This window comes from Stenotrophomonas sp. 05L413 (assembly GCF_056397945.1).
Genome location: NZ_JBFTOL010000004.1, coordinates 535,143 through 561,986, shown reverse-complemented (window position 1 = coordinate 561,986; position 26,844 = coordinate 535,143). Strand labels below are relative to the sequence as shown.

At 67.0% G+C, this 26,844-nt stretch carries 23 protein-coding genes; 4 read left to right on the top strand and 19 right to left on the bottom strand.

Features of this window, described 5'->3' with window-relative positions; translation table 11 throughout:
- Positions 1 to 16: 16 nt before the first annotated feature.
- Genes AC1DIQ_RS11705 through smeD form a run of 3 tightly spaced genes read right to left on the bottom strand, consistent with a single transcriptional unit; the run spans position 17 to position 5,747 of the window.
- On the bottom strand, positions 17 to 1,417 hold the full coding sequence (locus tag AC1DIQ_RS11705) for an efflux transporter outer membrane subunit (protein WP_193222782.1): 1,401 nt from the start codon (positions 1,415 to 1,417) through the stop codon (positions 17 to 19).
- Complete coding sequence (smeE, locus tag AC1DIQ_RS11700) at positions 1,410 to 4,556, bottom strand: multidrug efflux RND transporter permease subunit SmeE (RefSeq protein ID WP_121039953.1); 3,147 nt, start codon at positions 4,554 to 4,556, stop codon at positions 1,410 to 1,412. Before smeE ends, AC1DIQ_RS11705 begins: the two co-directional genes overlap by 8 nt.
- Before the next feature lie 12 nt (positions 4,557 to 4,568).
- Complete coding sequence (gene smeD / locus AC1DIQ_RS11695; protein ID WP_478050080.1) at positions 4,569 to 5,747, bottom strand: multidrug efflux RND transporter periplasmic adaptor subunit SmeD; 1,179 nt, start codon at positions 5,745 to 5,747, stop codon at positions 4,569 to 4,571.
- A 232-nt stretch (positions 5,748 to 5,979) separates the two neighbouring features.
- Between smeD and AC1DIQ_RS11690 the strand changes: the two genes are divergently transcribed.
- Entirely contained in the window at positions 5,980 to 6,648 is a 669-nt protein-coding gene (locus AC1DIQ_RS11690; protein ID WP_121039959.1) for a TetR family transcriptional regulator, read from the top strand.
- 293 nt (positions 6,649 to 6,941) lie between these two features.
- Here the strand turns inward: AC1DIQ_RS11690 and hslU are convergent, their stop codons facing one another.
- The 8 genes from hslU to AC1DIQ_RS11650 form a co-directional block, all read right to left on the bottom strand.
- A complete protein-coding gene (gene hslU, locus AC1DIQ_RS11685) occupies positions 6,942 to 8,315 on the bottom strand; it encodes an ATP-dependent protease ATPase subunit HslU (RefSeq protein ID WP_121039962.1) in 1,374 nt (457 codons plus the stop codon).
- A gap of 148 nt (positions 8,316 to 8,463) precedes the next feature.
- Positions 8,464 to 9,015 carry an ATP-dependent protease subunit HslV gene (gene hslV, locus AC1DIQ_RS11680; RefSeq protein ID WP_019183676.1) on the bottom strand — a complete coding sequence of 184 codons (552 nt, stop codon included), beginning with the start codon at positions 9,013 to 9,015 and terminating at the stop codon, positions 8,464 to 8,466.
- Between the two features lie 91 nt (positions 9,016 to 9,106).
- On the bottom strand, positions 9,107 to 9,997 hold the full coding sequence (gene xerC, locus AC1DIQ_RS11675) for a tyrosine recombinase XerC (RefSeq protein WP_121039965.1): 891 nt from the start codon (positions 9,995 to 9,997) through the stop codon (positions 9,107 to 9,109).
- 22 nt (positions 9,998 to 10,019) lie between these two features.
- Positions 10,020 to 10,697 carry a DUF484 family protein gene (locus AC1DIQ_RS11670; RefSeq protein ID WP_478050079.1) on the bottom strand — a complete coding sequence of 226 codons (678 nt, stop codon included), beginning with the start codon at positions 10,695 to 10,697 and terminating at the stop codon, positions 10,020 to 10,022.
- Entirely contained in the window at positions 10,694 to 11,548 is an 855-nt protein-coding gene (dapF, locus tag AC1DIQ_RS11665) for a diaminopimelate epimerase (protein WP_478050078.1), read from the bottom strand. The genes AC1DIQ_RS11670 and dapF overlap by 4 nt, the downstream gene beginning before the upstream one ends.
- Positions 11,541 to 11,786: an LPS translocon maturation chaperone LptM gene (gene lptM, locus AC1DIQ_RS11660; protein ID WP_121039974.1), complete on the bottom strand. Its 246-nt coding sequence runs from the start codon at positions 11,784 to 11,786 to the stop codon at positions 11,541 to 11,543. Before lptM ends, dapF begins: the two co-directional genes overlap by 8 nt.
- A gap of 65 nt (positions 11,787 to 11,851) precedes the next feature.
- The gene (locus AC1DIQ_RS11655; protein ID WP_121041245.1) at positions 11,852 to 12,274 is read right to left on the bottom strand and encodes a YbaN family protein; all 423 of its coding nucleotides are present in this window, start codon (positions 12,272 to 12,274) and stop codon (positions 11,852 to 11,854) included.
- A 105-nt stretch (positions 12,275 to 12,379) separates the two neighbouring features.
- Positions 12,380 to 14,497 carry a S9 family peptidase gene (locus AC1DIQ_RS11650; protein ID WP_478050077.1) on the bottom strand — a complete coding sequence of 706 codons (2,118 nt, stop codon included), beginning with the start codon at positions 14,495 to 14,497 and terminating at the stop codon, positions 12,380 to 12,382.
- Positions 14,498 to 14,608: 111 nt separating this feature from the next.
- On the opposite strand from AC1DIQ_RS11650, the gene AC1DIQ_RS11645 reads away from it, so the two are divergent.
- Complete coding sequence (locus tag AC1DIQ_RS11645; RefSeq protein WP_121039980.1) at positions 14,609 to 15,805, top strand: pyridoxal phosphate-dependent aminotransferase; 1,197 nt, start codon at positions 14,609 to 14,611, stop codon at positions 15,803 to 15,805.
- A gap of 165 nt (positions 15,806 to 15,970) precedes the next feature.
- Here AC1DIQ_RS11645 and AC1DIQ_RS11640 read toward each other — a convergent pair whose 3' ends face one another.
- Positions 15,971 to 18,067: a prolyl oligopeptidase family serine peptidase gene (locus AC1DIQ_RS11640; protein ID WP_478050076.1), complete on the bottom strand. Its 2,097-nt coding sequence runs from the start codon at positions 18,065 to 18,067 to the stop codon at positions 15,971 to 15,973.
- A gap of 34 nt (positions 18,068 to 18,101) precedes the next feature.
- Positions 18,102 to 18,428 carry a hypothetical protein gene (locus AC1DIQ_RS11635; protein WP_226956616.1) on the bottom strand — a complete coding sequence of 109 codons (327 nt, stop codon included), beginning with the start codon at positions 18,426 to 18,428 and terminating at the stop codon, positions 18,102 to 18,104.
- A 202-nt stretch (positions 18,429 to 18,630) separates the two neighbouring features.
- Here AC1DIQ_RS11635 and AC1DIQ_RS11630 point away from each other — a divergent pair, with 202 nt between their 5' ends.
- Positions 18,631 to 19,242 (top strand): lipocalin family protein, encoded by a 612-nt coding sequence (locus AC1DIQ_RS11630; RefSeq protein ID WP_121039989.1) that lies wholly within the window; start codon positions 18,631 to 18,633, stop codon positions 19,240 to 19,242.
- Positions 19,243 to 19,390: 148 nt separating this feature from the next.
- Here the strand turns inward: AC1DIQ_RS11630 and AC1DIQ_RS11625 are convergent, their stop codons facing one another.
- The 3 genes from AC1DIQ_RS11625 to AC1DIQ_RS11615 form a co-directional block, all read right to left on the bottom strand.
- Entirely contained in the window at positions 19,391 to 20,080 is a 690-nt protein-coding gene (locus tag AC1DIQ_RS11625) for a methionine ABC transporter permease (RefSeq protein ID WP_121039992.1), read from the bottom strand.
- Positions 20,077 to 21,084: a methionine ABC transporter ATP-binding protein gene (locus AC1DIQ_RS11620; RefSeq protein ID WP_478050075.1), complete on the bottom strand. Its 1,008-nt coding sequence runs from the start codon at positions 21,082 to 21,084 to the stop codon at positions 20,077 to 20,079. The genes AC1DIQ_RS11625 and AC1DIQ_RS11620 overlap by 4 nt, the downstream gene beginning before the upstream one ends.
- Before the next feature lie 142 nt (positions 21,085 to 21,226).
- Positions 21,227 to 22,123 carry a DMT family transporter gene (locus AC1DIQ_RS11615; protein WP_121039998.1) on the bottom strand — a complete coding sequence of 299 codons (897 nt, stop codon included), beginning with the start codon at positions 22,121 to 22,123 and terminating at the stop codon, positions 21,227 to 21,229.
- A gap of 78 nt (positions 22,124 to 22,201) precedes the next feature.
- On the opposite strand from AC1DIQ_RS11615, the gene AC1DIQ_RS11610 reads away from it, so the two are divergent.
- Complete coding sequence (locus AC1DIQ_RS11610; protein ID WP_121040001.1) at positions 22,202 to 22,684, top strand: YajQ family cyclic di-GMP-binding protein; 483 nt, start codon at positions 22,202 to 22,204, stop codon at positions 22,682 to 22,684.
- Between the two features lie 284 nt (positions 22,685 to 22,968).
- On the opposite strand, the gene AC1DIQ_RS11605 is transcribed toward AC1DIQ_RS11610, so the two are convergent.
- The 3 genes from AC1DIQ_RS11605 to AC1DIQ_RS11595 form a co-directional block, all read right to left on the bottom strand.
- Positions 22,969 to 24,069 (bottom strand): helix-turn-helix domain-containing protein, encoded by a 1,101-nt coding sequence (locus AC1DIQ_RS11605; RefSeq protein ID WP_478050074.1) that lies wholly within the window; start codon positions 24,067 to 24,069, stop codon positions 22,969 to 22,971.
- Positions 24,070 to 24,157: 88 nt separating this feature from the next.
- Positions 24,158 to 25,285, bottom strand: coding sequence for an NAD(P)-dependent alcohol dehydrogenase (locus tag AC1DIQ_RS11600; protein ID WP_123730131.1), 1,128 nt, complete (start codon positions 25,283 to 25,285; stop codon positions 24,158 to 24,160).
- 14 nt (positions 25,286 to 25,299) lie between these two features.
- On the bottom strand, positions 25,300 to 26,763 hold the full coding sequence (locus AC1DIQ_RS11595; RefSeq protein ID WP_478050073.1) for a benzaldehyde dehydrogenase: 1,464 nt from the start codon (positions 26,761 to 26,763) through the stop codon (positions 25,300 to 25,302).
- Positions 26,764 to 26,844 lie beyond the last annotated feature (81 nt).

Below are 26,844 nucleotides of genomic sequence, written 5' to 3'. Positions count from 1 at the left end.
CACCCGCGTGGATCATTCACCCGCGCTCGTGCCAACCGCCGCCGAGCACCTTGTACAACGCCACCTGGTTGGATTGCTGGGCCAGCTGCGTGCTGACCAGCGACTGCCGTGCGGTGTACGCGGTACGGCGTGCATCCAGCAGGGTCAGGAAGCTGTCCAGGCCGGCGTCATAGCGTGCCTGCGACAACTGCTGCGCCTGCTCCGCGGCAGCCACCAGCGCCTGCTGCGACGACAACTGCGCATCCAGACTCTCGTTGAGCGCCAAGGCATCGGCCGCCTCGCGGAAACCGACCTGGATCGCCTTCTCGTACTGCGCCAACGCGATATCGCGGTCCGCCGTGGCCATGCCCAGATTGGCGCGCAGCTTACCGCCCTGGAAGATCGGCAGGGTGAGCTTGGGAATGAAGCTCCACACGCGTGTGCCGCTGTCGAACAGACCCGACAGCTCCGACGAGGCCGACCCGATGCTGCCGGTCAGGCTGATCGACGGGAAGAACGCCGCGCGCGCCGCACCGATGTTGGCGTTGGCCGAGAGCAACACGTGCTCGGCGGCCATCACGTCCGGCCGCTGCAGCAGCACATCGCCCGGCATCCCGGCCGGCAGCGGCCGCACGCTGGCGACCTCGGTCACCTCCGCCTGCGGCAGCAGCGCGGCATCGACCGGCCCACCGGCCAGCAGCACCAGTGCATTGCGGTCCTGCGCGACCTGCCCGGCAAAGCGCGCCACATCGGTGCGCGCGGTTTCCACCAGGGTGCGGGTCTGGCTCAGTTCCAGCGCCGAGGCGCCGCCGAGCTGGCGGCGGGCCTCGGTCAGGCGCAGCGAGTCCTCATAGGTCGCCAGCGTCGCTTGGGCGATCCGCAGCTGCTCGCTGTCCGCGCCCAAGGTCAGCCACGCATTGGCCACCTCGGCCACCAGCGACAGCTGCGCACTGCGGCGGTTGGCCGCTTCGGCGAAGTACTGCTGCAGCGCCGCCTGGCTGAGGTTGCGCACGCGGCCGAACAGATCCAGTTCGAACTCGACCACGCCGAGGTTGGCACTGAACTGCTCGGTCACCGGGGCATCGCCGCCACTGCGGGTCATCTGCCCCTGCACACCGACCGCCGGCACGCGGTCAGCGCGCTGGATGCGGTACTGCGCCCGGGCACGCTCGACATTGAGCACGGCCACGCGCAGGTCGCGGTTGTTCTCCAGGGATTGGGTGATCACCGTCTGCAGGCGCGGATCGACGAAGAAATCGCGCCAGCCGATGTCGGCCACCTCCATCGGTGTGGCGGTCTCCGCCCCCGCGGTGGCCGTGCCCGGCCACTGCGAGGGAATCGCCGGGGCAACTTCGGTGCTGCGCGGCTCCAGCGTCGAGCAACCGGACACCACCAGGCTCACGGCCAGCGCCAGGCTGGCCATCATGGGCTTACGCATCGGAACCTCCGGCGTTCTTGCCGTACTTCTTGCGATTGAACACGCGCTGCACCACCACGAAGAACAGCGGGATGAAGAACACACCCAGCACCGTGCCGACCAGCATGCCGCCCAGCACGCCGGTACCGATGGCCTGCTGTGCGCCGGAACCGGCACCGGAGGCGATCGCCAGCGGCAGCACGCCCAGGCCGAAGGCCAGCGAGGTCATGATGATCGGGCGCAGACGGTCACGCACGGCGTGCATCGTCGCCTCGATCAGGCCCGCGCCCTTCTCCAGGTTTTCCTTGGCGAACTCCACGATCAGGATCGCGTTTTTACTGGTCAGACCCACCGTGGTCAGCATCGCCACCTGGAAGTAGATGTCGCGCTCCATGCCACGCATGGTGTTGGCCAGCACTGCGCCGAGGATGCCCAGCGGCGCCACCAGCAGCACCGAGGTCGGTACGCTCCAGCTTTCATACAGCGCGGCCAGGCACAGGAACACGATCAGCAGCGACAGCGTGTACAGCAGCGGCGTCTGCGAACCGGCCTGGCGTTCCTGGTAGGACAGCGCGGTCCACTCGATGTCGAAACCGGCCGGCAATTGCTTGGCGAGCTTCTCCACTTCGTTCATCGCATCGCCCGAGGCCACCCCTTGCGCCGGCTCGCCCTGGATTTCCATCGCGGACACGCCGTTGTAGCGCTCCAGGCGCGGCGAACCATAGTCCCAGCGCTGGCTGGCGAAGGCCGAGAACGGCACCATCTCACCGGCGGTGTTCTTGACCGACCACAGGTTGAAGTCTTCCGGGTTCATGCGGAACGGCGCATCGGACTGCACGTACACGCGCTTGACCCGGCCACGGTCGATGAAATCATCGATGTAGCTGCTGCCCCACGCCGCCGCCAGCGTGGTGTTGACCGCCTCCAGCGACAGGCCCAGTGCACTCGCCTTGCCGACGTCGATGTCGATGCGCAGCTGCGGGGTGTCTTCCTGGCCGTTGGGGCGCACGTTGGCCAGCAGCTTGCTCTGCCCAGCCATGCCAAGCAGCTGGTTGCGTGCGTCCAGCAGCGCCTGGTGACCGGCACCGCTGGTGTCCTTCAGGAAGAAGGTGTAGCCCGACCCGATGCCCAGTTCCGGCATTGCCGGCGGCGGGAAGGCGAAGATGAAGGCATCCTTGATTCCGCCCAGCGCCGCCATCGCCCGCCCGGTGATCGGCATCGCGCCCTGGTCGGCATCACGGTCCTTCCAGTCCTTGAGCTTGACGAAGGCCATGCCCGCGTTCTGGCCCATGCCGGCGAAGCTGAAGCCCTGCACCGAGAAGATCGACTCGATCGCGTCGGCCTCGTTCTCCATGAAGTGCTTTTCGAGCTTGTCGATCGATTCCAGCGTACGTTCCTGGGTGGCACCGACCGGGGTCTGCACCAGCGCCATCAGGATGCCCTGGTCTTCATTGGGCAGGAACGAGCTGGGCAGGCGCATGAACAGCAGGCCCATCACCAGGGCGAGCGCAGCAAACACACCCATGAAGCGCCACGGACGGCCGAGGATGCCGCGCACGCCACGCTGATACTTCGCGCTGGAGCTGTCGAAGCCACGGTTGAAGGCGTTGAAGAAGCGACCCGACCAGCCCTTGTGGGCCACGTGGTGCTCGCCCTTCTTGAGCGGCTTGAGCATGGTGGCGCACAGCGCCGGGGTCAGCACGATCGCAACCAGCACCGACAGCGCCATCGCCGAGACGATGGTGGCCGAGAACTGGCGGTAGATGACGCCGGTGGCGCCGCTCATGAAGGCCATCGGCACGAACACCGCCGACAGCACCAGGCCGATGCCGACCAGTGCGCCGGTGATCTGGGTCATCGATTTGCGTGTCGCTTCCAGCGGTGACAGGCCCTCTTCGGACATGATCCGCTCGACGTTCTCCACCACCACGATCGCGTCATCGACCAGCAGGCCGATCGCCAGCACCATCGCGAACATGGTCAGCATGTTCACCGAGAAGCCCAGCGCGGCCAGGATGCCGAACGTGCCCAGCAGCACCACCGGCACCGCGATCGTCGGGATCAGGGTCGCGCGGAAGTTCTGCAGGAACAGGTACATCACCAGGAACACCAGCACGATCGCTTCGATCAGGGTCTTGATCACGCCCTTGATCGAGACCTGCACGAACGGCGTGGTGTCATACGGCACCACCGCCTTCAGGCCGGCCGGGAAGTTCGGGGCCATTTCATCCAGGGTGGCCCGCACACCGTTGGCGGTGGCCAGCGCGTTGGCGCCGGTGGCCAGGGTGATCGCGATACCCGAGGAAGGCTTGCCGTTGTAGCGGGTGACGAAGTCGTACGATTCCGCGCCCAGCTCCACGCGGGCCACGTCGGCCAGGCGCAGTTCGGCACCATCCTGCGCGCTGCGCACGATGATGTTGCGGAACTGCTCCGGGGTCTGCAGGCGGTCCTGCGCGTTGATGGTCGCGTTGAGCTGCTGGCCCTTGATCGACGGCGCGCCGCCGAGCTGGCCGATGGCGACCTGCGCGTTCTGCGCGGTGATCGCCGCGATCACTTCGGCAGTGGACAGCTTGTAGGTGTGCAGCTTGTTGGGGTCCAGCCAGATGCGCATGGCGTACTTGCCACCGAACACCTGGATGTTGCCCACGCCCGGCACACGGCTCAGCGGATCGACGATGTTGGAGCCGACGTAATCGGAGATGTCGTTGGCATCCATGCTGCCATCTTCAGAGACGAAGCCGAGCACCTGCAGGAAGCCGCTGCTCGATTTGGCCACGTTGATGCCCTGGCGCTGCACTTCCTGCGGCAGCAGTGGCATGGCCAGCTGCAGCTTGTTCTGCACCTGCACCTGGGCGATGTCCGGGTCGGTGCCGCTCTGGAAGGTCAGCGTGATCGTGGCCTGGCCATTGGAGGAGCTGTTGGAGGAGAAGTAGATCAGGCCATCCAGGCCCTTCATGTTCTGCTCGATGATCTGCGTCACCGAATCCTCGACCACCTTGGCCGATGCACCCGGATAATTGGCGCTGATCTCGACGGCCGGCGGTGCCACTTCCGGGTACATCGACACCGGCAGCTTGAGCACCGCCAGGCCACCGGCGAGCATGATGATGATCGCAATCACCCACGCGAAGATGGGGCGATCAATGAAAAAACGTGCCATGGAATTCTCCGGTTACTGCTGGGCGGCGGGAGCCGCCGGCGCGGCGGCCGGCTTGGCCGGGGCCGCGCCCATTTCGGTGGCCTGCACGGGCATGCCCGGCTGGATCTTCTGCAGGCCTTCGACGATGACCTTGTCACCCGCCTTCAGCCCGTCTTCCACCAGCCACTTGTCGCCGAGCGAACGGCTGACCTTGACCTGCCGCACTTCGACCTTGTCGTCCTTGCCGACCACCATGGCGCTGGTATCGCCCTTGGGATCGCGGGCGATGCCCTGCATCGGCACCAGGATCGCGTTGTCGCGCACGCCGCTGCCGACCTGGGCACGCACGTACATGCCCGGCATCAGCACCTGGTCCGGGTTCTCGACCTTGACCCGCAGCGCGTAGCTGCCGGTGGTCGGGTCCACGCTGACTTCGGAGAATTCCAGCGTGCCCTTGTGGTCGAACTCGGTGCCGTCATCGAGCAGGATCGTCACCGGCAGGGTCTGGTTGTCCTGCAGGCGGCCGCTGGCCAGCTCGCGGCGCAGCTGCAGCAGCTCGCTGGCGGACTGGGTCAGATCGACATAGATCGGGTTCAACTGCTGCACGGTGGCCAGTGCTTCGGCCTGGCCGGCGCTGACCAGTGCGCCCTGGGTGACGGACGACTTGCCGATGCGGCCGCTGATCGGCGCGGTGATGCGGGCATAGCCCAGCGTCACGTTGGCGGCGTCCAGCGAGGCACGCGCGGCGCCCACATCGGCCTCGGCCTGCTTGAGCGCGGCGATCGCGTTCTCGTTGTCCTGGGTGCTGACCGCCTCGACCTTGGCCAGCTCGCCGATGCGCTTGGCGCTCAGGCGTGCGGCATTGGCGGTGGCTTCGGCGCGGGCCAGCTGGGCACGGGAGCTGTTGGCCTGGGCGCGATAGCTGGCGTCATCGAGCTGATACAGCGGCTGGCCCGCAGTGACCAGGCCGCCTTCGGTGAACAGCCGCTTGGCCACGATGCCATTGACCTGCGGGCGCACTTCGGCGACCAGGAAGGCATTGGTGCGGCCCGGCAGTTCGCGGGTCAGGCCGACCTGCTCGGCCTTGAGGGTGGCCACGGTCACCTGGCCGGGGCCGCCCTGCGGACCCTCCTGTTCACCACCGCCACAGGCGGACACGGTCAGGGCGATCGCGAGGGACAGCGCGAGAAGACGGTACGGGGTTCTGGACATGGCGGTAGGGGCTCGCAGACGGAAAAAGGGCGCGCCTGCAGCCCAACTTCCGATAAAAGCGAAGAATGACGACAAACAGGCAGCAAATGACGGCAAATATCCGAAACGAGACCCGCCGGCGCGCGCAGGCAGTCCTCGCTGAGGATCAGTGGGGCGCAAATATACATACATGCATGTTTGTTTGTAAAGCGGTACAATTCAGGCCGGTTTCATCCAGCAACTGCACAGCGCAATGGCCAGAAAAACCAAAGAAGAGGCGCAGGCCACCCGCGAGGGCATCCTCGATGCGGCCCAGGTCTGTTTCCATGAATACGGGGTCGCCGGCACCAGCCTGGCGATGATCGGCGCGCGCGCCGGATTCACCCGCGGCGCGGTGTACTGGCACTTCAAGAACAAGGCCGAAGTGCTGACCGCGATGATCGACCGTGAGCGCGTGCCGTTCATCGAGCGGATGCGTCGCACCACCTCGGCCAAGCGCAGCACGCCGATCCTGGACCTGCGCTCGGCGCTGCTGGTCTCCTTCCGGGAGCTGGCCGAAGACGAACGCCTGCGCAACATGATGGAAATCATGCTGCGCAACGATCTGTCTGTGGAAAGCCAGGCAATGCAGGCGCTGCAGCTGGAGGCATCGCGTGAGGAGCTGGGCATTTTCGCGGCCGCGTTCCAGCGCGCGCGGGAGTTGGGACAGCTGCGCGAGGGGGTGGACGTGGACACGGTGGCGCGCATCGTGAGCACCAGCCTGACCGGGGTGCTGTATAGCGCAATGCTGGAACCGGAGCTGTTCGAGATCCAGCGCGATGGCGCGCAGACGCTGGATGCGATCCTCAGCGCATTCGTGCAGCCGGGTGTATTCACCCCGGGCGCCCCGCCGACCGCCCTGCCAACCGACGACGACGCCTGAGGCGAAGGACGGGTTGGTCGAGCGCTGGGGCGCGATGCCCTTGCCGGCGAATGTCCTCCGGCGCCGGCCTGCGGCCGCCCCCTCCCCCTTGAGTTCGCCCACAAGGGCATCGCGCCCCAACGTGTACAGACCACTGGCGCCCAAAGAAAGGCCGCCTTTCCCGCGCGCGGACCACACGCGGACCCCGTAGCGGCCGGCAGCCCCAAACGGAGACAGCGTTTGACAGAAGAAGCAAAAAAAACGGCGACACCGAAGTGCCGCCGTTCTTCCTACCACCCGATCGTTGCGTGCCGTTACAGGATGTAGCGGCTCAAGTCCGGATCCTGCACCAGCTCACCCAGGTGCGCGTCGACGTAGGCCTGGTCGATGCTGATGGTCTCACCATCGCGGTCCGGGGCTTCATAGCTCAGCGTATCCAGCAGGCGCTCCAGCACCGTGTGCAGGCGGCGCGCGCCGATGTTTTCCTGACGCTCGTTCACCTGGAAGGCGATCTCGGCCAAGCGGTCCACCGCATCGACCGTGAACTTCATCGAGACGCCTTCAGTCTGCAGCAGCGCTTCGTACTGCTTGGTCAGCGCGGCCTTCGGCTCGGTCAGGATGCGCACGAAGTCCTGCTTGCTCAGCGCGCCCAGCTCCACGCGGATCGGGAAACGACCCTGCAGTTCCGGGATCAGATCGCTGGGTTTGGCCAGGTGGAACGCACCGGAGGCGATGAACAGGATGTGGTCGGTCTTGATCGTGCCGTACTTGGTGGACACGTTGGAGCCTTCCACCAGCGGCAGCAGATCGCGCTGCACGCCTTCGCGCGAGACATCGCCACCCCCGACGTTGTCACCGCGCTTGGCGACCTTGTCGATCTCATCGATGAACACGATGCCGTGCTGCTCGCAGGCTTCGATCGCCGCGCTGCGGATGTCGTCTTCGTTGACCAGCTTGCCGGCCTCTTCCTCGATCAGCAGCGGGCGCGCGGCCTTGATCGACAGCGTGCGCTTCTGCGCCTTCGCGCCGCCCATGCTGGAGAACATCTGGCGCAGCTGCTGGCCCATTTCTTCCATGCCCGGCGGGGTCATGATGTCCATGCTGACATTGGCCGACACTTCCAGTTCGATCTCGCGCTCGTCCAGCTCACCGTTGCGCAGCATGCGGCGGAACTTGATGCGGGTCTCGTTGTCCTGCGCGGACGGCTCATTGCGCGCGGCTTCGGCATCGAAGCCGATACCGGTGCTGCGGCGCGGCAGCAGCGCATCGAGGATGCGGTCTTCGGCGCGCTCTTCGGCCTGGGTGCGCACGCGCACCTTGGCCTGCTCGCGATACAGCTTGACCGCGGTATCGGCCAGGTCGCGGATGATCTGCTCCACGTCCTTGCCGACGTAGCCGACCTCGGTGAAGCGGGTCGCCTCGACCTTGACGAACGGCGCATTGGCCAGCGTGGCAAGGCGACGTGCGATCTCGGTCTTGCCGACGCCGGTCGGGCCGATCATCAGGATGTTCTTGGGCATGACTTCGTTGCGCAGTTCGGCCGGCAGCTGCATGCGGCGCCAGCGGTTGCGCAGCGCGATGGCGACCGCGCGCTTGGCATCGTGCTGGCCAACGATGTGCCGGTCCAGTTCCTGCACGATCTCGCGCGGGGTCATGGTGGCGGAAGAAACTTCAATCTTGTGCGGCATGGGTGTGCTCACGAGGATATGGGGTGGAATGACGTATCACCGGCCTGCCTGGCAGCGACGTAACGCTGATGTGGAGCCACGCCATGCGTGGCTGACCGGATACCGCAGCCACGCATGGCGTGGCTCTACCGAGCGTTGACCCTCCGGGTCAAAGCTCCTCGACCACCACGTTGCGATTGGTGTAGATGCAGATGTCACCGGCGATGTTGATCGACTCGGTGGCGATCGTGCGGGCATCCAGTTCGGTATGCGCCATCAGCGCGCGGGCGGCCGAGAGGGCATAGGAGCCACCGGAGCCGATCGCGATGATGCCGTCTTCCGGTTCGATCACATCACCGGTGCCGCTGATGATCAGCGAGGTGTCCTTGTCGGCGACGGCGAGCAGCGCTTCGAGCTTGCCCAGGCGGCGCTCGGTGCGCCAATCCTTGGCCAGTTCCACCGCAGCGCGCTGCAGCTGGCCGTGCTTTTCCAGCTTGGCCTCGAACAGCTCGAACAGGGTGAAGGCATCGGCGGCAGCGCCGGCGAAACCGGCCAGCACCTGTCCCTCGCGACCCAGCCGGCGTACCTTGCGGGCGTTGCCCTTCATCACCGTGTGGCCGAGCGTGACCTGGCCATCGCCGGCGACGGCGACATGCCCATTGCGCCGCACCGAGATGATGGTGGTGGCATGAAATACGTTGGGGTTCTGACTGGGGTCCATGGAGCCTCCGGGGTGACAAAGACTGAGGTGGGGTCGCTGCCCGACGCTTCAACCCGCCCTGCCCTGCGCCCGGATGCCGCAGCGGATCGATTCAGCTTTCGTTGCCGCTCTTGCGGCGCTTGGCACGCGGGTGCGCAGCGTCGTAGACCTTGGCCAGATGCTGGAAATCCAGGTGGGTGTAGATCTGCGTGGTGGCGATATCGGCATGGCCGAGCAGCTCCTGCACACCGCGCAGATCACCGGAGGACTCCAGGATGTGGCTGGCGAAGCTGTGCCGCAGCATATGCGGGTGTACGTGTTTGAACAGGCCCTGGCGCTGGGCGAGCTGACGGATGCGGATCTGCACGGCGCGCTGGGTGATGGGCCCGCCCTTGCGCCCGGGAAATACCGGTGCGGTGGCCGCGCCGCCGCTGTCGGCCCGCCAGCCCTGCAGCGCGGTGCGCGCGTGCGAACCGAACGGCACGCGGCGCTCGCGGTTGCCCTTGCCCAGCACGTTGACCAGGCCCGTATCGAAATCCAGGTCGCGCCAGATCAGCGCACACAGTTCGCTCAGGCGCAGCCCGGAGGAATAGAACAGCTCCAGCAGCGCGCGATCGCGCAGGCCGAGCGGTGCATCGGTGGGCAGTTCGACCAGCTGCACGGCTTCATCGGCATCGAGCACCTGCGGCAGTTTGCGCGGCGCCTTGGGTGCTTTCAGGCCCGTGGCCGGATTGGCGGCGATGCGGTGGTGCTTGAGCAGCCACGCGTAGAAACTGCGGCACGCCGAAAGCCGGCGCTGCAGCGAGGTGGGCGACAGCCCGCGGCGGTGTTCGGCAGCGATGAACTGGCGCAGCTGCGCACTGTCCAGCGTATCGATCACCGCCCCCTGGCCCTCCGACCACGCCGCGAGTGCATCCAGATCGCGACGGTAGGCATCCAGCGTGTGCGCCGACATGCGGCGCTCCACTTGAAGGTGCGACAGGAAGTCCTGCGCGGTGCTCACGACGACTCCGCTCAACGGGCTGTCAGGGCGACGGGAAACGCTGCAGCGCAACGACCAGCGATTCACCCATCATGCGCAGGAACAGCGTGCCCATACCCGGGTAGAACCGATTGCCGTCATGGCTGCCGACCGCGATCAGGCCGACACCCGGCAGCGGCAACAGCGCGCTGGACTGCACTTCCTCGGCGCGGCCGGCGTACAGCACGGTGTTCTTTTGCGGTTGCAGGCGGCCGCAGATCGGTTCGCCATCCTTGAGGCAATCGCGGAACACACCCAGCAGCGGGCTACTCTCCTCGATCACCTGCAACCACGGCGCCTGTTCCAGCCCGGCGACGGGATGCAGCACGATCAGCCGGACCAGATCCCCGGCGAAATCCTCTTCCAGCGAGGCGGCCATCGCCCGCAGAGTGTCCGCCGCCGAGTCCTGTTTCATCAGTGCCAGGGTCAGCTGGTGCGTGCGCACGGCCAAGCGCTCGTTGATCTGCGCGTTGGCGGCCAGATCGGCCAGCCGTCGCGACAGCTCACGGTTCTTGTCGCGCAGCACCTCCAGCTGATAGCTGGCCAGTGACGCGGTGGGGCCGTCATCGCGCGGCACCACCAGGGTCAGGGCCAGGTCCGGGAACTGCTTCAGGAAGGTCGGATGCCGACGCAGCCAGGCGGCTACTTCGTGCGACCCGATTTTCTCGGCGGTCTCGCTCATGCGTTCCACTCTCCATCAAAGACGAAGGCTGCGGGTCCAGACATCACGATCTGTGCATCGTCGGCCGGCCAGCGGATGCGCAGGTCGCCGCCGGGCAGCGACATCGTGGCATCGCGCTGCAGGCGACCGCGCTGCATCATCACCACGGCCGCGGCGCAGGCGCCACTGCCGCAGGCCAGGGTTTCGCCGGCGCCGCGCTCGTACACACGCAGGCGCGCGTGCTGCGGACTGAGCACCTGCACGAAACCGACGTTGACCGATTTCGGGAACGAGGCGTGCTGCTGCAGCAGCGGGCCCAAACGCTCGACCGGGGCGGCATCCACCAGGCCCACTTCGATCACGGCATGCGGGTTGCCCATCGAAACCGCGCCGAAGCGCACCGTGTCGCCCTGCAGCGGCAGCAGGTATTCCTCGCGGGCGCGGGCGAAGCCGATCAGCGGCACGTTCTCCGGCTCGAACCGCGGCACACCCATGGCCACCGCGTACTGGTCGTCGCCCAGCCGTTCGACCGCATGGGTGGTCACCGGGCTGTCGATCGCGAACGTACTGCCGGTGGCGGCGCCATCGCGCACCAGCCAGGCCGCCACGCAGCGCGCGCCGTTGCCACATTGCTCGGAGCTGCTGCCATCGGCATTCCAGATCCGGTACGAGGCGACCGAGCCGTCTGCCTTGGGCGGCTCGATGGTCAGGATCTGGTCGCAGCCCACGCCGGTGTGGCGATCGGCCAGACGCGCGGCCAGCGCAGCATCCGGCGGCGCGCGGCCATCGCGCAGGTCCAACACCACGAAATCATTGCCGGCGCCATGCATCTTGGTGAAGCGCAGCGCCGCGGCGGTGTTCGACTTACTCATTCCCGTCATTGGCCTTCAGCGCCGGGGCTTGAACGGGATCAGGAACCACCGGGGAATCGGTATCGGCATCGGCGGCCGGCGGCGTGGCGTCGTCGGCGGCCGGTTCAACCAGCTGTTCTTCGACCGGGACCGGCTTCTGCGGCAGGACCAGCGGGCCCTTGTTGCCACAGGCCGACAGCACCAGCAGCGCCGAGGCGGCCAGCGTCAGGGAGATGAGGGTACGGGGAGATGTCTTCATCCTCCGAGTATAGCCGCGGTGTTTGGGCGCTTGGGTGCCGGCTGGATGAACGGGCAGCGCAGCAATCACACCCTTGGCGGCAGCGGCCGGGACCACAGCCACAGCGCCACGCAGGTCATGCTGCCGATGGAGAGCCACTTCACCCAGGCGATCGGCACGCACCACAGCATGATGCCCGCGCACACCGCCATGGTCAGGGTCGCCATTCCTTTGCCGCGGCGGCTGACCGCGCCGTGCGCCTGCCAGTTGCGGATCGCCGGGCCGAACTGCGGGTGCGCCAGCAGGCGGTTGTGCAGGCGCTCGGAGCCACGCGAGGCGGCCCAGGCCGAGATCAGGATGAACACGGTGGTGGGCAGGCCCGGTACGAAGATGCCAACGATGCCGGTGCCCAGGCTGACATAGGCAAGCAGCCACCACGCCCAGCGGAAACGCACCCGTCGCCGCTCAGCCGGCGCGTCGGAAACCATGGGGCGTTCGGACCGGGACATGGTGCCAGCATAGCGACCCGGACGGGCCGCCGCGATGGCGGCCTGCCTCTGTTGGCCAACGCGCCTTGTCGTCGGCCAACAGCGGGTTCCGGCCAGCGACCGGAATTACCGGCCCTGGGTCACGCCGAGCTGGTCAAGCACGAACGCGTACGACTCGGCCAGCTCGTGGTACCGCTGGAAGCGGCCGGATTTGCCGCCGTGGCCGGCGTCCATATTGGTGCGGAACACGATCGGGAAGTGGCCGGTGTTGTCATCGCGCAGCTTGGCCACCCACTTGGCCGGCTCCCAGTACTGCACCTGCGAATCCCACAGGCCGGTGCCGACGAACAGGGCCGGGTAGGCCTGCCTGCTGACGTTGTCATACGGCGAATACGTGAGCATGTAGTCGTAATACTCGCGCTGCTCCGGGTTGCCCCACTCGTCGTACTCGTTGGTGGTCAGCGGGATGCTGGCGTCGAGCATGGTGGTGACCACATCGACGAACGGCACCTGGGCGACCATCACGCGATAGTCCTGCGGCGCCTGGTTGGCCACCGCGCCCATCAGCAGGCCACCGGCGCTGCCACCGGAGGCGGCGACGCGATCCTTGGCCGCATAGCCCTGGCGGACCAGCTCGCGGGTGACATCGACGAAATCGTTGAAGGTGTTCTGCTTCTTGAGCAGCTTGCCGTCCTCATACCACGCACGGCCCATTTCCTGGCCGCCGCGGATGTGGGCGATGGCATACACCACGCCGCGATCCAGCAGGCTGACCACGGTCTGGTTGAAGCCCGGGTCCATCGACATGCCGTAGCTGCCGTAGGCGTACTGGTACAGCGCGCCGGTGCCGTCCTTCTTGAAACCGTTGCGGTACACCAGCGACACCGGCACCTTGACGCCATCGCGGGCCGTCACCCACACGCGCTCGGTGGTGTACTGCGACGGGTCATAGCCGATCACCGGCTGCTGCTTGAGCTGGCGGCGTTCACCGGTGACGGTGTTGAGCTCGTAGGTGGTGGTCGGCGTGGTCAGCGAGGTGTAGGCGTAACGCAGCCACGGGGTGTCGTGCTCGCTGTTGGCCGCCAACCCCATCGAGTAGGCGGGCTCATCCGCCTTGACGTAATCCTGGCGGCCATCCGGGAACAGCAGGCGCACGCGCTCCAGGCCGTTGGAGCGCTCGGCGATCGCGGTGAAGCCGTCGAACAGTTCGAAGCCTTCGATCAGCACGGCGTCATCGTGCGCGACCCAGTCTTTCCACTGGCTGCGCGCGGTGGCATCGCTGGGCGCGGTGACGATCTTGAAGTTCTTCGCGTCCGCAGCGTTGGTGCGGATCACCCAACGGCCGTTGAAGTGGTCGGCATCGTATTCCACGTCGCGCGCACGCGGGGCCAGCACCGTGAACGCCTGCGGATCGGCAGCCGGGGCGTAGCGGGTTTCCGAGCTCACCGTGCTGTGCAGCTCGATGGTCAGGAAACGATCATCGCGGGTGCGGCCGACGCCCATGTAGAAGCTGTCGTCCTTCTCTTCATACACGAGCACGTCGCTGCTGGCCGGAGTGCCCAGGACGTGCTTTTTGACGCGCACCGTGAGCAGGGTGTCCGGATCATTCTCGACATAGAACAGGGTGCGGTTGTCATCGGCCCAGACCACATTGGGCGAGACGTTCTCGATGCGATCCGGCAGCACCTCACCGGTACGCAGGTCCTTGAAACGGATCACGTACTGGCGGCGGCCGACATCGTCTTCGGCCCAGGCCAGCAGGTGGTTGTCCTGGCTGACATCGGCATCGCCCACGTTGAAGTAGCCCTTGCCCTCGGCCATCGTGTTGATGTCGAGCAGGATCTCTTCCGGCGCCTCCATGCTGCCCTTGCGGCGCGCCTGGATCGGGTAATCCTTGCCGGTTTCGAAGCGGGTGTAATACCAGTAGCCGCGGTCACGCGAGGGCACGCTGGCATCGTCCTGCTTGATGCGGGCGACGATCTCCTTGTACAGGGTGTCTTCCAGCGGCTTGAGCGGGGCCACCACCTGATCGGTATAGGCGTTCTCCGCATTCAGATAGGCCAGCATCTTCGTGTCTTCGCGCTTGTCGTCGCGCAGCCAGTAGTAATCGTCGCTGCGGGTCGCGCCAAAGGGAGCCTTCACCGTGTGCGGGTGCTTCTCGGCGTCGGGCGGGGTCAGCGCGGGGGCGGCGTGCACGTAGGAGGTCATGAGGCTGGCAACCAGTAAACAAAGGGCGGGTTTCACGAGATAAGGCTCCTGGCGGGGGAATGCAATGGCGTCCGTGTCCGTGCAGTCTGTGCTGGCGGGTAGGCCAGCAGCAAGCCTGTCGTTGGTCACTGCGCCTATCATCAGGCCATGGATACTTCCCGCACGCCCCCGACCGGCACCGGCTACAGCCGCCGCAGCCAGGACATCGAACCCTTCCACGTGATGTCGCTGCTGGCCCGCGCGCAGGCGCTGGAGCAGGCCGGCCACGATGTGATCCACCTGGAGATCGGCGAGCCGGACTTCACCACCGCTGCACCGATCGTGCGCGCCGGCCAGGCCGCCCTGGCAGCCGGCCACACCCGCTACACCGCAGCCCGCGGCCTGCCCGCGCTGCGCGAGGCGATTGCGGGCTTCTACCAGGACCGCTACCAGGTGCAGATCGACCCCGAGCGGATCCTGGTCACCCCGGGTGGCTCGGGCGCGCTGTTGCTGGCCAGCAGTCTGCTGGTCGATCCCGGCAAGCACTGGTTGCTGGCCGATCCCGGCTACCCGTGCAACCGGCACTTCCTGCGGTTGGTGGAAGGGGCCGCGCAACTGGTGCCGGTCGGGCCGGAGACGGCCTACCAGCTGACGCCGGAGCTGGTGGCACGGCAGTGGAACGCGGACAGCGTCGGTGCGCTGGTCGCCTCCCCGGCCAATCCGACCGGCACCGTGCTCTCGGCGGCGCAGCTTGCCGCGCTGTCGCAGTCGCTGAAGGCACGCGGTGGGCATCTGGTGGTGGATGAGATCTACCACGGCCTCACCTACGGCATGGACGCGGCCAGCGTGCTGCAGGTCGATGACGAGGCGTTCGTCCTCAACAGCTTCTCGAAGTATTACGGGATGACCGGCTGGCGCCTGGGCTGGCTGGTCGCGCCGCCGCAGGCGGTGCGAGAGCTGGAGAAGCTCGCGCAGAATCTGTACATCAGCGCCTCCAGCATCGCCCAGCATGCCGCGCTGGCCTGTTTCGAGCCGGCGTCCATCGCGATTTTCGAACAGCGCCGCGCCGCGTTCCGCGCGCGTCGCGATTACCTGCTGCCGGCGCTGCGTGCGCTCGGCTTCCGGATCGAAGTGGAACCGGAAGGCGCGTTCTATCTCTACGCCGACGTGAGTGCGTTCACCGATGACGCGCAGGCGTTCTGTGCGCATTTCCTGGAAACGGAGCATGTGGCGTTCACCCCAGGCCTGGACTTTGGCCACCACCGCGCCAACGCGCATGTGCGGCTGGCCTACACGCAGGACGTGCCGCGCCTGGAAGAGGCGGTGCGCCGGATCGCGCGCGGGCTGGAGACATGGGTGCGTTGAGCGGCCCATAAAAAAACGCCACGCATCGCTGCGTGGCGCTGAAAATGGGGTGGAGCCAACCTGACGCCCCACCACCCGGAGTCCACCCCAGGGGGCTACAACGTCCGCGGCAGGCTCACTCCCTGCCGGCTGCTCGACTGCCCCTGGCTGTCGAGCACCCCGAGCTTACTTGGAGAGTTGCTCCCACAGGAAGCTATAGGCCAACGCCGACATATGCGCGGCCTGCGCATTGTTCGCCGCGCCGCCGTGACCGCCTTCAATATTCTCGTAGTAGGTCACGTCCTTTCCGGCGTCGATCATCATCGCCGCCATCTTGCGGGCATGCGCCGGATGCACGCGGTCATCGCGGGTGGAGGTGGTGAACAGCACCGGCGGGTAGGTCTTGCTGGCGTCGAACAGGTGGTACGGCGAGAAGGTCTTGATGAACGCCCAATCGGCCGTGTCTGGATTGCCGTATTCGGCCATCCACGACGCGCCGGCCAGCAGGTGGCTGTAGCGCTTCATGTCCAGCAGCGGCACCTGGATCACCACCGCGCCGAACAGTTCCGGGTACTGGGTCAGCATGTTGCCGGTGAGCAGGCCACCGTTGCTGCCGCCCTGCACGCCCAGGTGCTTGGCCGAGGTGATCTTGCGGCTGACCAGATCGCGGGCGACCGCGGCCATGTCTTCGTAGGCCTTGTGACGGTTCTGCTTGAGCGCCGCCTGGTGCCAGCGCGGGCCATACTCGCCACCGCCACGGATGTTGGCGACCACGTATACACCGCCCTTCTCCAGCCACGCGCGGCCCATGCCACCGGAGTAGGACGGGGTCAGCGAGATCTCGAAGCCACCGTAGCCGTACAGCAGGGTCGGGTTGGAGCCGTCCAGCTTCATGTCCTTGCGGTGCACCACGAAGTACGGCACGCGGGTGCCATCCTTGCTGGTGGCGAAGTGCTGCTCGATCACCTTGCCGTCGGCGTTGAAGAACGTCGGCATGGTCTTGAGCACTTCAGGCTGCTTGCCGATCTCGGCGATGGCCAGGGTGGTCGGGGTCAGGTAATCGGTGACGGTCATCCACACCGCATCGCTGTCATCGGCGTCGACCGCACTGACGGCCACGGTGCCGAACGACGGCGCGCCGGTGAAGGCCGTCGTCTTCCAGCCGCTGTCGCCCGGCGTCAGCACGCTCAGGCGGCTTTTGACGTCGTGCAGCACGTTCAGGACCAGATGGTTCTTGGTCCAGCTGGTGCCGGCCAGCGAGGTGGTGTCGGTCGGCGCGAACAGCACGTCGAAATCACGCTTGCCGGCGAGGTAATCGTCCAGCTTGGTGGCCAGCAGCGAACCGGCGGTGTAGGTCTTGCCGCCAACGGTCCACGGCTCACGCAGCTCCAGGGTCAGCCATTGTTTGCGCAGGCCCTTCTCGGCCGAGTTCGGCGCATCGATCTTGGTCAGCGTGCCATCGTCGGCGCGCAGGTAGATCTCGTTGTTGTAGAAGGCCAGCGTGCGGCTGACCAGGTTGCGCTCGTAGCCGGGGGTATCGTCGTGCATGGCCGCGATGTACATGTCATCGGGCTTGCCCTCGTACACCATCGAAGCGGAGGCCATCGGGGTGCCGCGCTTCCACAGCTTGGCCACGCGCGGATACCCCGAGGTGGTCATCGTGCCGGCACCGAAATCGGTATAGACGAACACCGTGTCACGGTCGATCCAGTTCAGGCCCCCCTTGGATTCGGGGCGGAAGAAGCCGTCCTTGATCCAGGTCTTGTTGGCCAGATCGAACTCGCGGGTGACATCGGCATCGGCGCCGCCGCGCGACAGCGCGATCAGGCAGCGCGAATAATCCGGGCGCAGGCAATCCGCGCCGTGCCAGACCCAGTTCTCGCCCTCGGCCTTGTTCAGTGCATCCAGATCCAGCACGGTTTCCCACTGCGGCGAGGCCTTGCGGTACTCGGCCAGGGTGGTGCGACGCCAGAGGCCGCGCTCGTGCTGCTTGTCCTTCCAGAAGTTGTAGTAGTAGTCACCGATCTTCTGCACGCCCGGAATCTTGGCGTCGGAATCGAGCACCTCGCGGATGCTGGTCTCCATCTGCTTGAACGCCGGGGTCGCGGCCAAGCGGCCTTCGGACCTGGCGTTCTGTTCCTTGACCCACGCCAGCGGCTTGTCGCCGGTGACGTCTTCAAGCCAGGCGTACTTGTCCGCCGGGGCGTCAGCGGCCATGGCAGTTCCCGCCGCCCCGGCGGAGATCAGACCTGCCACCAGGCAGGCGGAAGCGAATCGTGACATTGGAGCTCCAGACAGTCATAGCCTTGGGACGCTATCACACCGGCTGGCCGCGGCTCACGTGTCGAAGGTCAGGCCGCGCCGGACGCGCGAGCGGGCGGCTGCGACGTCGCGCCTGCGGGCCCCGGCGGCGGCGCGCGCCGTGGGTGAGCAGGCCGGCCAGCGGCAGGCGGAAGCGATGCAGGCTCCACCAGGCCATCAGCGGCATGCCGATCAGCCACATCGGCAGCCAGCCGATCCACTCGCTATGCCCCCGCGCGGCGGGCCAGACCAGGACCAAAGCCATCCCGGCAAGGACGGCCTGCCTGACGCAGCGCAGCACGCGGGGATCGGGACGGTCGGACGAACGTGGGGAAGACGACAGGGTCATGACACAGCTCCGTGCGAAAGTGATGCGTCACCTTGCCGCGCCGCCATCTCAAGGGCTGCGACCTTGCAGGGGACGCGACAGGTGGGATGTCCGGCGAGCGGCTGCATGAATCGGTCACACAACCGCTGCGCCGGCATTGACGTTCTCCGCTGTCCCACCCACCATGCCTCTGCCAGCCACTGGAGCCACCCGCCGCATGTCTTCGAACCGCCCGCTTCGCGCTGTCCTGTTGGTCTCCTCGCTGGCATTGCTGTCAGCCTGTGCGTTCCGCCATGAGACCAAACCGGAACCCGCGCCGACCCCGGTCGCGGTCGACAGCGCCAATGCGCCGATCGACCTGCAGCGGTTCATGGGCACCTGGTATGTGATCGGCCGCGTGCCGAACCCGGTCGAGCGTGGCCACGTCGGCAGCGTCAATCAGTTCCGCCTGCGCGGCGACCAGAAAGTATCCATCACCTACCGCTACCGCGATGGCTTCTCCGAGCCGCAGCAGGAACTGACCGTCCGCGCCTCGGTGGACGAGAAGAGCGGCAACCACAACTGGCGCACCTGGTTCTACAAGATCGTGCCGACCCATACCCGCGTACTGGAAGTGGCGCCGGATTATTCGTGGGCGATGCTCGGCTACCCGGGCCGCGAGATGGCCTGGATCTTCGCGCGCCAGCCGGACATGGACAAAGAGCTCTACAAGGAGCTCGCCACCCGCCTGCGTGACGATTACGGGGTCAACACCGACAAGCTCAAGCGCGTGCCGCAGCACCCCGAGCAGGTGGACCGGCTGGGCTTTGAAGTGCCGAACGTCCGGTAAGGGCGGCGGTCAGGCCGCCTCGCGCGGCTGCACCCTGCGCTCGATTTCCTGACGGGTCGGCAGCGTCTTCAGATCGTACTCGGCCTGGAGGGCCAGCCACGACGCGGCGTCGAGGATGGCGTACCGACCAACGGTCGGTACCGAGCGGTTATTTCCGGCTGTAGTGCGAGACCAGGCGGTCGCCGATCATCTGCAGGATCTGCACCAGCACCAGCAGCAGGACCACGGTGACCAGGGCCACGTCGGTGTGCGAGCGCTGGTAGCCATCGCGGAAGGCCAGGTCGCCCAGGCCGCCCGAGCCGATCGCGCCGCCCATCGCGGTGAAGCCGATCAGCGCGATCACCGTGACCGTGGCGCCGGCGATCAGGCCCGGTCGCGCTTCGGGCAGCAGCACCCGGGTGACCAGCTGCCACGTGGTGGCGCCCATCGCCTGGGTGGCTTCGATCACGCCACGGTCCACTTCGCGCAGCGCGGTTTCGACCAGGCGCGCATAGAACGGCGCCGCGCCGATCACCAGCGGCACGATCGCGCCGCGGACGCCCAGCGAGGTGCCCATCATCCACAGCGTGAGCGGGATCAGCACGATCATCAGGATGATGAAAGGCACCGAGCGCAGCAGGTTCACCAGCAGCGCCAGCGCCCCATACAGCACCGGCTTGCGGTGCAGCTGCGGCGAGCCGGTCAGGAACAGCAGTACGCCCAGCGGCAGGCCGATCAGCAGCGTCAGCGGCAGTGAGCCGCCGAGCATCAGCAGGGTATCCAGCGTGGCCTGGCCGATATCGGCCCATTTGCCTGCGTCGAGATGGCGGAAGAACCCGCCTGCGGTGGCCAGGATCATCGGCGCAGCTCCTCAAGGTGGACACCGGCAGCGACGAAGCCCGCCTGCGCGGCCTGCACATCGCCCCCGACCAGCGACACGGTCAGCTGGCCATACGGGGTGTCCTTGATCCGGTCGATGCGGCCGGACAGGATGTTGTAGTCCACGCCGGTCTCGCGCGCGATGCGCCCCAGCAACGGTTCGTAGGTGTCGGCGCCGAGGAAGGTCAGGCGCACGATGCGCCCGGCGACAGCCTCGAAGTCCTTGTGCAGTTCGCCCTCGTCGACCTGCTCGGACTCGCTGACGAAGCGGCGGGTGGTCGGGTGCTGCGGGTGCAGGAACACCTCGGTGACCGGGCCGGTTTCGACCAGGTGGCCGGCATCGAGCACCGCGACGCGGTCGCAGACGCGGCGGATCACGTCCATCTCGTGGGTGATCAGCACGATGGTCAGGCCCAGCTCGCGGTTGATCCTGCCCAGCAGCTTGAGCACCGAGGCGGTGGTCTGCGGGTCCAGCGCACTGGTGGCCTCATCGCACAGCAGGATCTGCGGGCGGGTGGCCAGGGCGCGGGCGATGCCGACGCGCTGCTTCTGGCCACCGGACAACTGCGCCGGATACTTGTTGGCGTGCGCTTCCAGGCCGACGGTACGCAGCAGTTCGTCCACGCGCGCGTCGATCTCCGCGCGCGGCGTGCCGGCCAGCTCCAGCGGGAAGGCGACATTGGAGGCTACGGTGCGCGACGAGAGCAGGTTGAAGTGCTGGAAGATCATGCCGATCTTCCGGCGCAGCACCCGCAGGCCCTCGGCATCGAGCGCGGTGACATCCTCGCCGTTGATCAGCAGCCGGCCGCCGGTGGGCTCCTCGAGCCGGTTGATCAGCCGGATCAGGGTCGATTTGCCCGCACCGGAATGGCCGATGATGCCGAACACTTCGCCGGCCTCGATGGTCAGGTCCAGCGGCTGCAGCGCGGCAATCGCGCGGCCGCCGACGGCATAGGATTTGTGCAGGCGCTGGAACTCGATCACTTCGCGGTCAACCGGGCATCGACGGGAGGGGGCGTGCAGCCTACCAGCGCGGGGCGGCCCTGACCCGTGCGGTTGCGCGGAATGATATTCCGTTTGGTTCTAAGAGGCCGTGATCCGGCCAGCCAGCCGGCGCCGGCCGGGCTCAGGGGTGGTCCAGCGGCCGGGGCGGCTGGACCCGGCGCACCCGCTCACGGTGCAGCAGGTACAGGCCCGAGGCGACAATGATCGCCGCGCCCAGCCAGGTCACCTGGTCGGGCAGCACGCCCCAGAACAGCAGGTCCCAGCCGATCACCCAGACCAGCCCGGTGTACTCCAGCGGCGCGATCATCGAGGCTTCCCCCAGCTGGAAAGCACGGGTCAGGGCGACCTGCCCCCCTGCCCCGGCCAGGCCCATGCCGGCGATCAGCGCGGCATGGCCCAGTTGCAGCGGCTGCCAGTCCGGGATCGCCAGCAGGCCGGCGCCGACGGCCATGATCACCAGGAACCACACCACCATCGACTGCGGGGTGTCGGTACGGGTCAGCATGCTGACCGTGATCGCGGCCAGGGCATAGGCGGTGGCGGCCAGCAGCACCATCAGGCCCGGGAAGGAAATGATCCCGCCGACACCGGGGCGCAGCACGACCAGCACGCCGACCAGGCCGATGCCGATGGCGATCCAGCGGCGCGGGCCCACGTGCTCGCCGAGCAGCGGCACCGAGAGCGCGGCGATCAGCAGCGGGGCGACGAAGTAGATGGTGTAGGCGGTGGACAGCGGCAGGCTGCGCAGGGCATAGACGAAGCAGCCGATCATCACCATGCCGAGCACGCCGCGCAGCAGGTGCAGGACCCAGCGCCTGGGCACCAGCGAGCGCGGGCCGGCGGTGGCCAGCACCCAGACCAGCACGAACGGCAGCGAGGCCGCGCCGCGCAGGAAGGTGACCTGCAGGGTGGGATAGCTGGCCGACAGCTGCTTCATGCCGGCATCCATCAGCGAAAAGCAGGCGACGGCGATCAGCATCCAGGCGACGGCGCGGGTGGGGGATTTCTGCGTGTTCATGGCCCATTATCGCCGGCTTGGCCGGCCCGTCCATGGCGGCTTGATAGAATGGGGGCATTCACCCGTTGGAGTTTGCCCATGCCCTCTTTTGACGTTGTTTCCGAAGTCGACACCCACGAGCTGACCAACGCGGTCGACCAGGCCAACCGCGAGCTGTCCACGCGTTTCGATTTCAAGGGCGTGGACGCGAAGTTCGTGCTGGAGGACAGCGTGATCACGCAGTCCGCGCCGAGCGATTTCCAGCTGCAGCAGATGACGGACATCCTGCGTCAGCGCCTGACGGCGCGGAAGATCGATGCGGCGTGCCTGGAGTTTGGTGATATCGAAAGCAATCTGGCCGGTGCGCGGCAGAAGATCACGGTGAAGCAGGGGATCGAGCAGAAGGTGGCCAAGAAGATCGCGGCGACGATCAAGGAGGCCAAGTTGAAGGTGGACAGTCAGATCAATGGCGACAAGCTGCGGGTGACGGGCAAGAAGCGCGATGATCTGCAGGATGCGATGGCGCTGTTGCGGAAGGAGACGTTCGAGGTGCCGCTGCAGTTTGATAACTTCCGCGATTGATCTTGGCCGAAGGGCTGTAGCGCAACGCGCTGGTGATTCATTGCTGGTGCGCTGCGTCGGGTAGGGCCAGGCCTTGCCCGGACCCGCCGTGAACCCATCCATGGGGGCTCATGTCGCGGCATCCATGCCGCTCATGGTCCGGGCAAGGCCAGGCCCTACCGCCGCCCCGACGCTTTCTCGGCGGACGGGCGAGCAAAGCGGTAGCGCCGGCCCGTGGCCGGCAACCTCGTTGCGCAGATCGAAAAGATGCGGCTTCCGGCGTGTATACCGCCGCGCGATGGTCGCTACGCGCGCAGCAGTTTGTAGAGGGTCGTGCGTGAGATGCCGAGCTGGCGTGCGGCGGCGCTGACGTTGCCCTGGTGGGCAGCCATGGTGTCGCGGACGTGCTGTGTGTTCTGCGCGCGCAGTGATGCGTTCGTGGCGTTGGCATGCTGCACATCGAGCTTCACGCCGGCATGCGGTGCGAGCGGTCCGCGCAGGTACTGGACGTGCACGGCGGTGTCGTCATCCAGGCGGACGCGGTGGGCGGGGCCGGCCTGCAGCAGGCGGCGGCGCTGGTGGTCGCTGGCGCCGGCGAACAGGCCCTCGAGGGTGAGCAGGGGCAAGGCTCCGCGTCGTGGGAGTCCGAACAGGCGGCGGGCCACGCGGTTGGCGGCACGCACGCGGCCGTCTTCTTCGATGGCCAGCAGTCCCTGCAGCGGCGAGTGCAGCCAGCGGGTGTCGTGCTGTACGGCCAGCAGGTGGCAGGGACGGTGGTCCTGCATGATGCGGTTCTCGGCCGACAGCGCGGCCTGGCGGAAGTAGCCGTGCAACAGCTCGGCATCGCGCTCGCCGGTGCCGGTGATATCCAGTGCGCCCAGCACTTCGCCATCCAGCCCATGCAGCGGGACGCTCAGGCAGAACACCGAGGCGAAGCGGTCGAGATAGTGCTCGTTGCCGCGCACCAGGGCGGGCGCGTCTTCGGCCAGGCTGCAGGCCGGTGCGGTGGTGCCGATGTCGATTTCGCGAAGGCGGCGACCGATCTGGATCGGGCGCAGTACCGGGACGTCGGCCAGGCCATGTTCGCGCTGGGCGATGACCAGGCCATCGGCGTTGACGCAGAACAGGGTCCATTGGCGGCCACCGAAGGCGGCCCAGAGGTGGTCCATGTCCTCGCGCACGCAGCGTGCGAGGCGGCGGTCGGCAGGGTCGTCCAGACGCGTGGCAGCCGCGGCAAGAGGCGCGTAGTACGGCTCCTGCCGCGGCTGCACCCCGGCCTGGCGCGAACGCTCCCAGGAGCGCTGCACCGGGGGGCTGACCACACTGTCCATCAGCGCGCCGCCCTCGGCGAAGCGCTGACGGGCGGCGGCCAATACCTGCTGCTGTTCCAGAACCATCGCGGCCATCGGTCGATCTCCACCTCGGACCGACAGCCTACTCCCGCAAAGCTGACTGGTACGTCGTCGCAGGCATGCACGCCTGCGACGGACCGTTTCACCCGCCGATGGTCAGGATCGGCTTGAGGGTGACACCGCGGGTGCTGTCCTCGGCGGCCTGGTTGATCTGATCCAGCGGGTAGAACTTGACCAGCTTGTCGAACGGGAAGCGGCCCTGCTGGTACAGCTGCACCAGCTGCGGAATGAACACCTTGGGCACGCTGTCGCCTTCGACGATGCCGCGGATGCTGCGCCCGCCGAGCAGCAGGTTGTTGACGTCGAACTCGGCCTTGGTGCCCAGCTTCGGCGCGCCGACCACGCCGATCACCCCCAACCCGCCGAGTGCCTCGATGCCCTGCGCGAGCACCTCCGGACGACCGGTGGATTCCAAGGCGAAGTTCGCGCCGCCGCCAGTGATTCCGCGCACCGCTTCAACCACATCGACCTCGCGGCTGTTGATCACGTGCGTGGCGCCCAGTTCCTTGGCCAACTCCAGGCGCGAAGGCACCACATCGATGGCGATGATGGTGGTCGCACCGGCCACGCGTGCGGCCATTACCGCGCTCAGCCCGACCGCGCCGGCACCGAAGCTGGCGAAGCTGCTGCCAGCGGTCACCTTGAGCGAGTTGATCACCGCACCGGCACCGGTCTGGATGCCGCAGCCCAGCGGGCCGAGCAGTTCGATCGGCGCATCGTCGGGCACCTTGATCGCGTTGTTCTCGCGGCTCAGCGCGTAGGTGGCGAAAGAGGACTGCGCGAAGAAGTGATCGTGCAGCGGGTTGCCGTCCGGATCCTGGATCGCGGTGGAGCCGTCCAGCGCACCGCCACCGAAGTTCAGGCCGAAGAAATCCTTGCAGTAGGCACCGTGGCCGCCGCTGCAGGGGTTGCAGTGGCCGCAGGCGCCGTAGGTCAGCACGACATGGTCGCCAACCTTGAGGTCCTTCACGCCCGGGCCGAGTGCTTCGACGATGCCCGCGCCTTCATGGCCGAGCACCGCCGGCAGCGGCACGGGGTAGTACTGGTCCCGCACGATCAGGTCGGTATGGCACAGGCCGGTGGCGACCACGCGAACCAGCACTTCATCGTCCTGTGGGCCACGGATGCGCGCCTTCTCGATCGTGAAGGGCTGTTCTTTTTCGCGCACCACGGCCACGGTGATGTCGCGCAGTTCTGCTGTTGCAGTCATGAGGTTCTCCTGGATCAGATCGGGTACGCGGGCGCTTCGCCCTTGACGGTCATCCACTGCCACTGGGTGAACTCGTCGATGTTGGATGGGCCACCGATGCTGGTGCCGTTGCCCGAGGCGCCGACGCCACCGAAGGGATTGATCACTTCATCGTTCACGGTCTGGTCGTTGATGTGCAGCAGGCCGGTGCGCAGCCGTTCGCCCAGCTTCAGCGCGCGGCCCACGTTGCTGGACACGATCGCCATCGACAGGCCGTACTCGCTGTCGTTGGCCAGCTCCACCGCCTCGTCATCGGTATCGAACGGCACCACGACCGCGACCGGCGCGAAGATCTCTTCGTGGAAAGCCGGGTTGTCGCGGCTCACATCGCTGAGCACGGTCGGCTCGAAGTACAGATCCTTGTAGCCACCACCGGTGGCCAGGGTGGCACCGGCGGCCTGCGCCTGGGCAACGATGCGCGCGGCGTGGTCGCGCTGCTGGGCATTGATCAACGGCCCGATCGCCACCTCGCCGTCGGCCGGATTGCCGACCTTGAGCGATCTGGCCTTGGCCACCAGCTTTTCCAGGAAGCGCGCATGGATGCTGCGCTGGACCAGCACGCGGCCGGTGGCCATGCAGATCTGGCCCTGGTGCAGGTAGACGCCCCACGCCGTGTTGGCGATGGCCAGATCCATGTCCGCATCGTCGAGCACGATCAGCGAGTTCTTGCCGCCCAGTTCCAGCGACACCTTCTTCAGGTGTTTACCCGCCGCTTCACCGACCTTGCGCCCGGCACCGGTGGAGCCGGTGAACTGGATCATCGCGATGTTCGGGTCACTGGTCAGCGCCGCGCCGGCCGCGCCATCTCCCGGCAACACGTGCAGCAGGCCCGCAGGCAGGCCAGCCAGTTCGAACAGGCGTGCGATCACGAAGCCGCCGCACACGGCGGTGCGCGGATCGGGCTTGAGCACCACCGCATTGCCCAGCGCCAGTGCCGGCGCCACCGCACGCATGGCCAGATACAGCGGGAAATTGAACGGCGCAATCACACCCACCACGCCCAGCGGGCGGCGGCGCGCCAGATTCAGACGGCCCGGTTCGGACGGCAGCACTTCGCCGATGCTGCGCGAGGGCAGTGCCGCCGCTTCATGCAGCGCCTTGGTGTTCACCTTGGCCTCGAAGCCGGCCTTGAGCTGGGTGGAGCCACTTTCGCGGACCAGCCACTGCACGATCTCGTCATTGTGCTCTTCGGCCAGTTGGGCGGCGCGGCGCAGGATCTGCGCGCGGGTGTCATACGGGGCACTGGCCCAGTCGCGCTGTGCGTTGGCGGCGGTGGCGGCGGCGCGCGCGATCTGCGCCGGGTCGGCCATCGCGATCTCGCCGAGGCGTTCGCCGGTGGCGGGCTCGACCACGTCCTGGGTGCCTGCACCCGGGCTCCACTGACCCTCGAACAGCTTGCCGGACCACGTGGCCGTCGGCAGGAATGCGTGTGTTGCCATCACTGAGAACTCCTTGCGTCGTGTACCCGGCTATTGGATACCTGCGGCGGGCCACTGCCTATTGGCCGTTGGCTCGATCAC

Bases quoted from the DNA above. Each gene is read 5' to 3' on its own strand.
- AC1DIQ_RS11605 (WP_478050074.1), bottom strand. From the start codon at position 24,069: ATGGCCGCGATGGTTCTGGAACAGCAGCAGGTATTGGCCGCCGCCCGT.
- AC1DIQ_RS11645 (WP_121039980.1), top strand. From the start codon at position 14,609: ATGGATACTTCCCGCACGCCCCCGACCGGCACCGGCTACAGCCGCCGC.
- AC1DIQ_RS11595 (WP_478050073.1), bottom strand. From the start codon at position 26,763: ATGGCAACACACGCATTCCTGCCGACGGCCACGTGGTCCGGCAAGCTG.
- AC1DIQ_RS11610 (WP_121040001.1), top strand. From the start codon at position 22,202: ATGCCCTCTTTTGACGTTGTTTCCGAAGTCGACACCCACGAGCTGACC.
- smeE (WP_121039953.1), bottom strand. From the start codon at position 4,556: ATGGCACGTTTTTTCATTGATCGCCCCATCTTCGCGTGGGTGATTGCG.
- AC1DIQ_RS11630 (WP_121039989.1), top strand. From the start codon at position 18,631: ATGTCTTCGAACCGCCCGCTTCGCGCTGTCCTGTTGGTCTCCTCGCTG.
- AC1DIQ_RS11640 (WP_478050076.1), bottom strand. From the start codon at position 18,067: ATGTCACGATTCGCTTCCGCCTGCCTGGTGGCAGGTCTGATCTCCGCC.
- AC1DIQ_RS11615 (WP_121039998.1), bottom strand. From the start codon at position 22,123: ATGAACACGCAGAAATCCCCCACCCGCGCCGTCGCCTGGATGCTGATC.
- AC1DIQ_RS11655 (WP_121041245.1), bottom strand. From the start codon at position 12,274: ATGTCCCGGTCCGAACGCCCCATGGTTTCCGACGCGCCGGCTGAGCGG.
- AC1DIQ_RS11600 (WP_123730131.1), bottom strand. From the start codon at position 25,285: ATGACTGCAACAGCAGAACTGCGCGACATCACCGTGGCCGTGGTGCGC.
- AC1DIQ_RS11670 (WP_478050079.1), bottom strand. From the start codon at position 10,697: ATGAGCGAGACCGCCGAGAAAATCGGGTCGCACGAAGTAGCCGCCTGG.
- lptM (WP_121039974.1), bottom strand. From the start codon at position 11,786: ATGAAGACATCTCCCCGTACCCTCATCTCCCTGACGCTGGCCGCCTCG.
- AC1DIQ_RS11690 (WP_121039959.1), top strand. From the start codon at position 5,980: ATGGCCAGAAAAACCAAAGAAGAGGCGCAGGCCACCCGCGAGGGCATC.
- hslU (WP_121039962.1), bottom strand. From the start codon at position 8,315: ATGCCGCACAAGATTGAAGTTTCTTCCGCCACCATGACCCCGCGCGAG.
- AC1DIQ_RS11705 (WP_193222782.1), bottom strand. From the start codon at position 1,417: ATGCGTAAGCCCATGATGGCCAGCCTGGCGCTGGCCGTGAGCCTGGTG.
- AC1DIQ_RS11625 (WP_121039992.1), bottom strand. From the start codon at position 20,080: ATGATCCTGGCCACCGCAGGCGGGTTCTTCCGCCATCTCGACGCAGGC.
- dapF (WP_478050078.1), bottom strand. From the start codon at position 11,548: ATGAGTAAGTCGAACACCGCCGCGGCGCTGCGCTTCACCAAGATGCAT.
- hslV (WP_019183676.1), bottom strand. From the start codon at position 9,015: ATGGACCCCAGTCAGAACCCCAACGTATTTCATGCCACCACCATCATC.
- smeD (WP_478050080.1), bottom strand. From the start codon at position 5,747: ATGTCCAGAACCCCGTACCGTCTTCTCGCGCTGTCCCTCGCGATCGCC.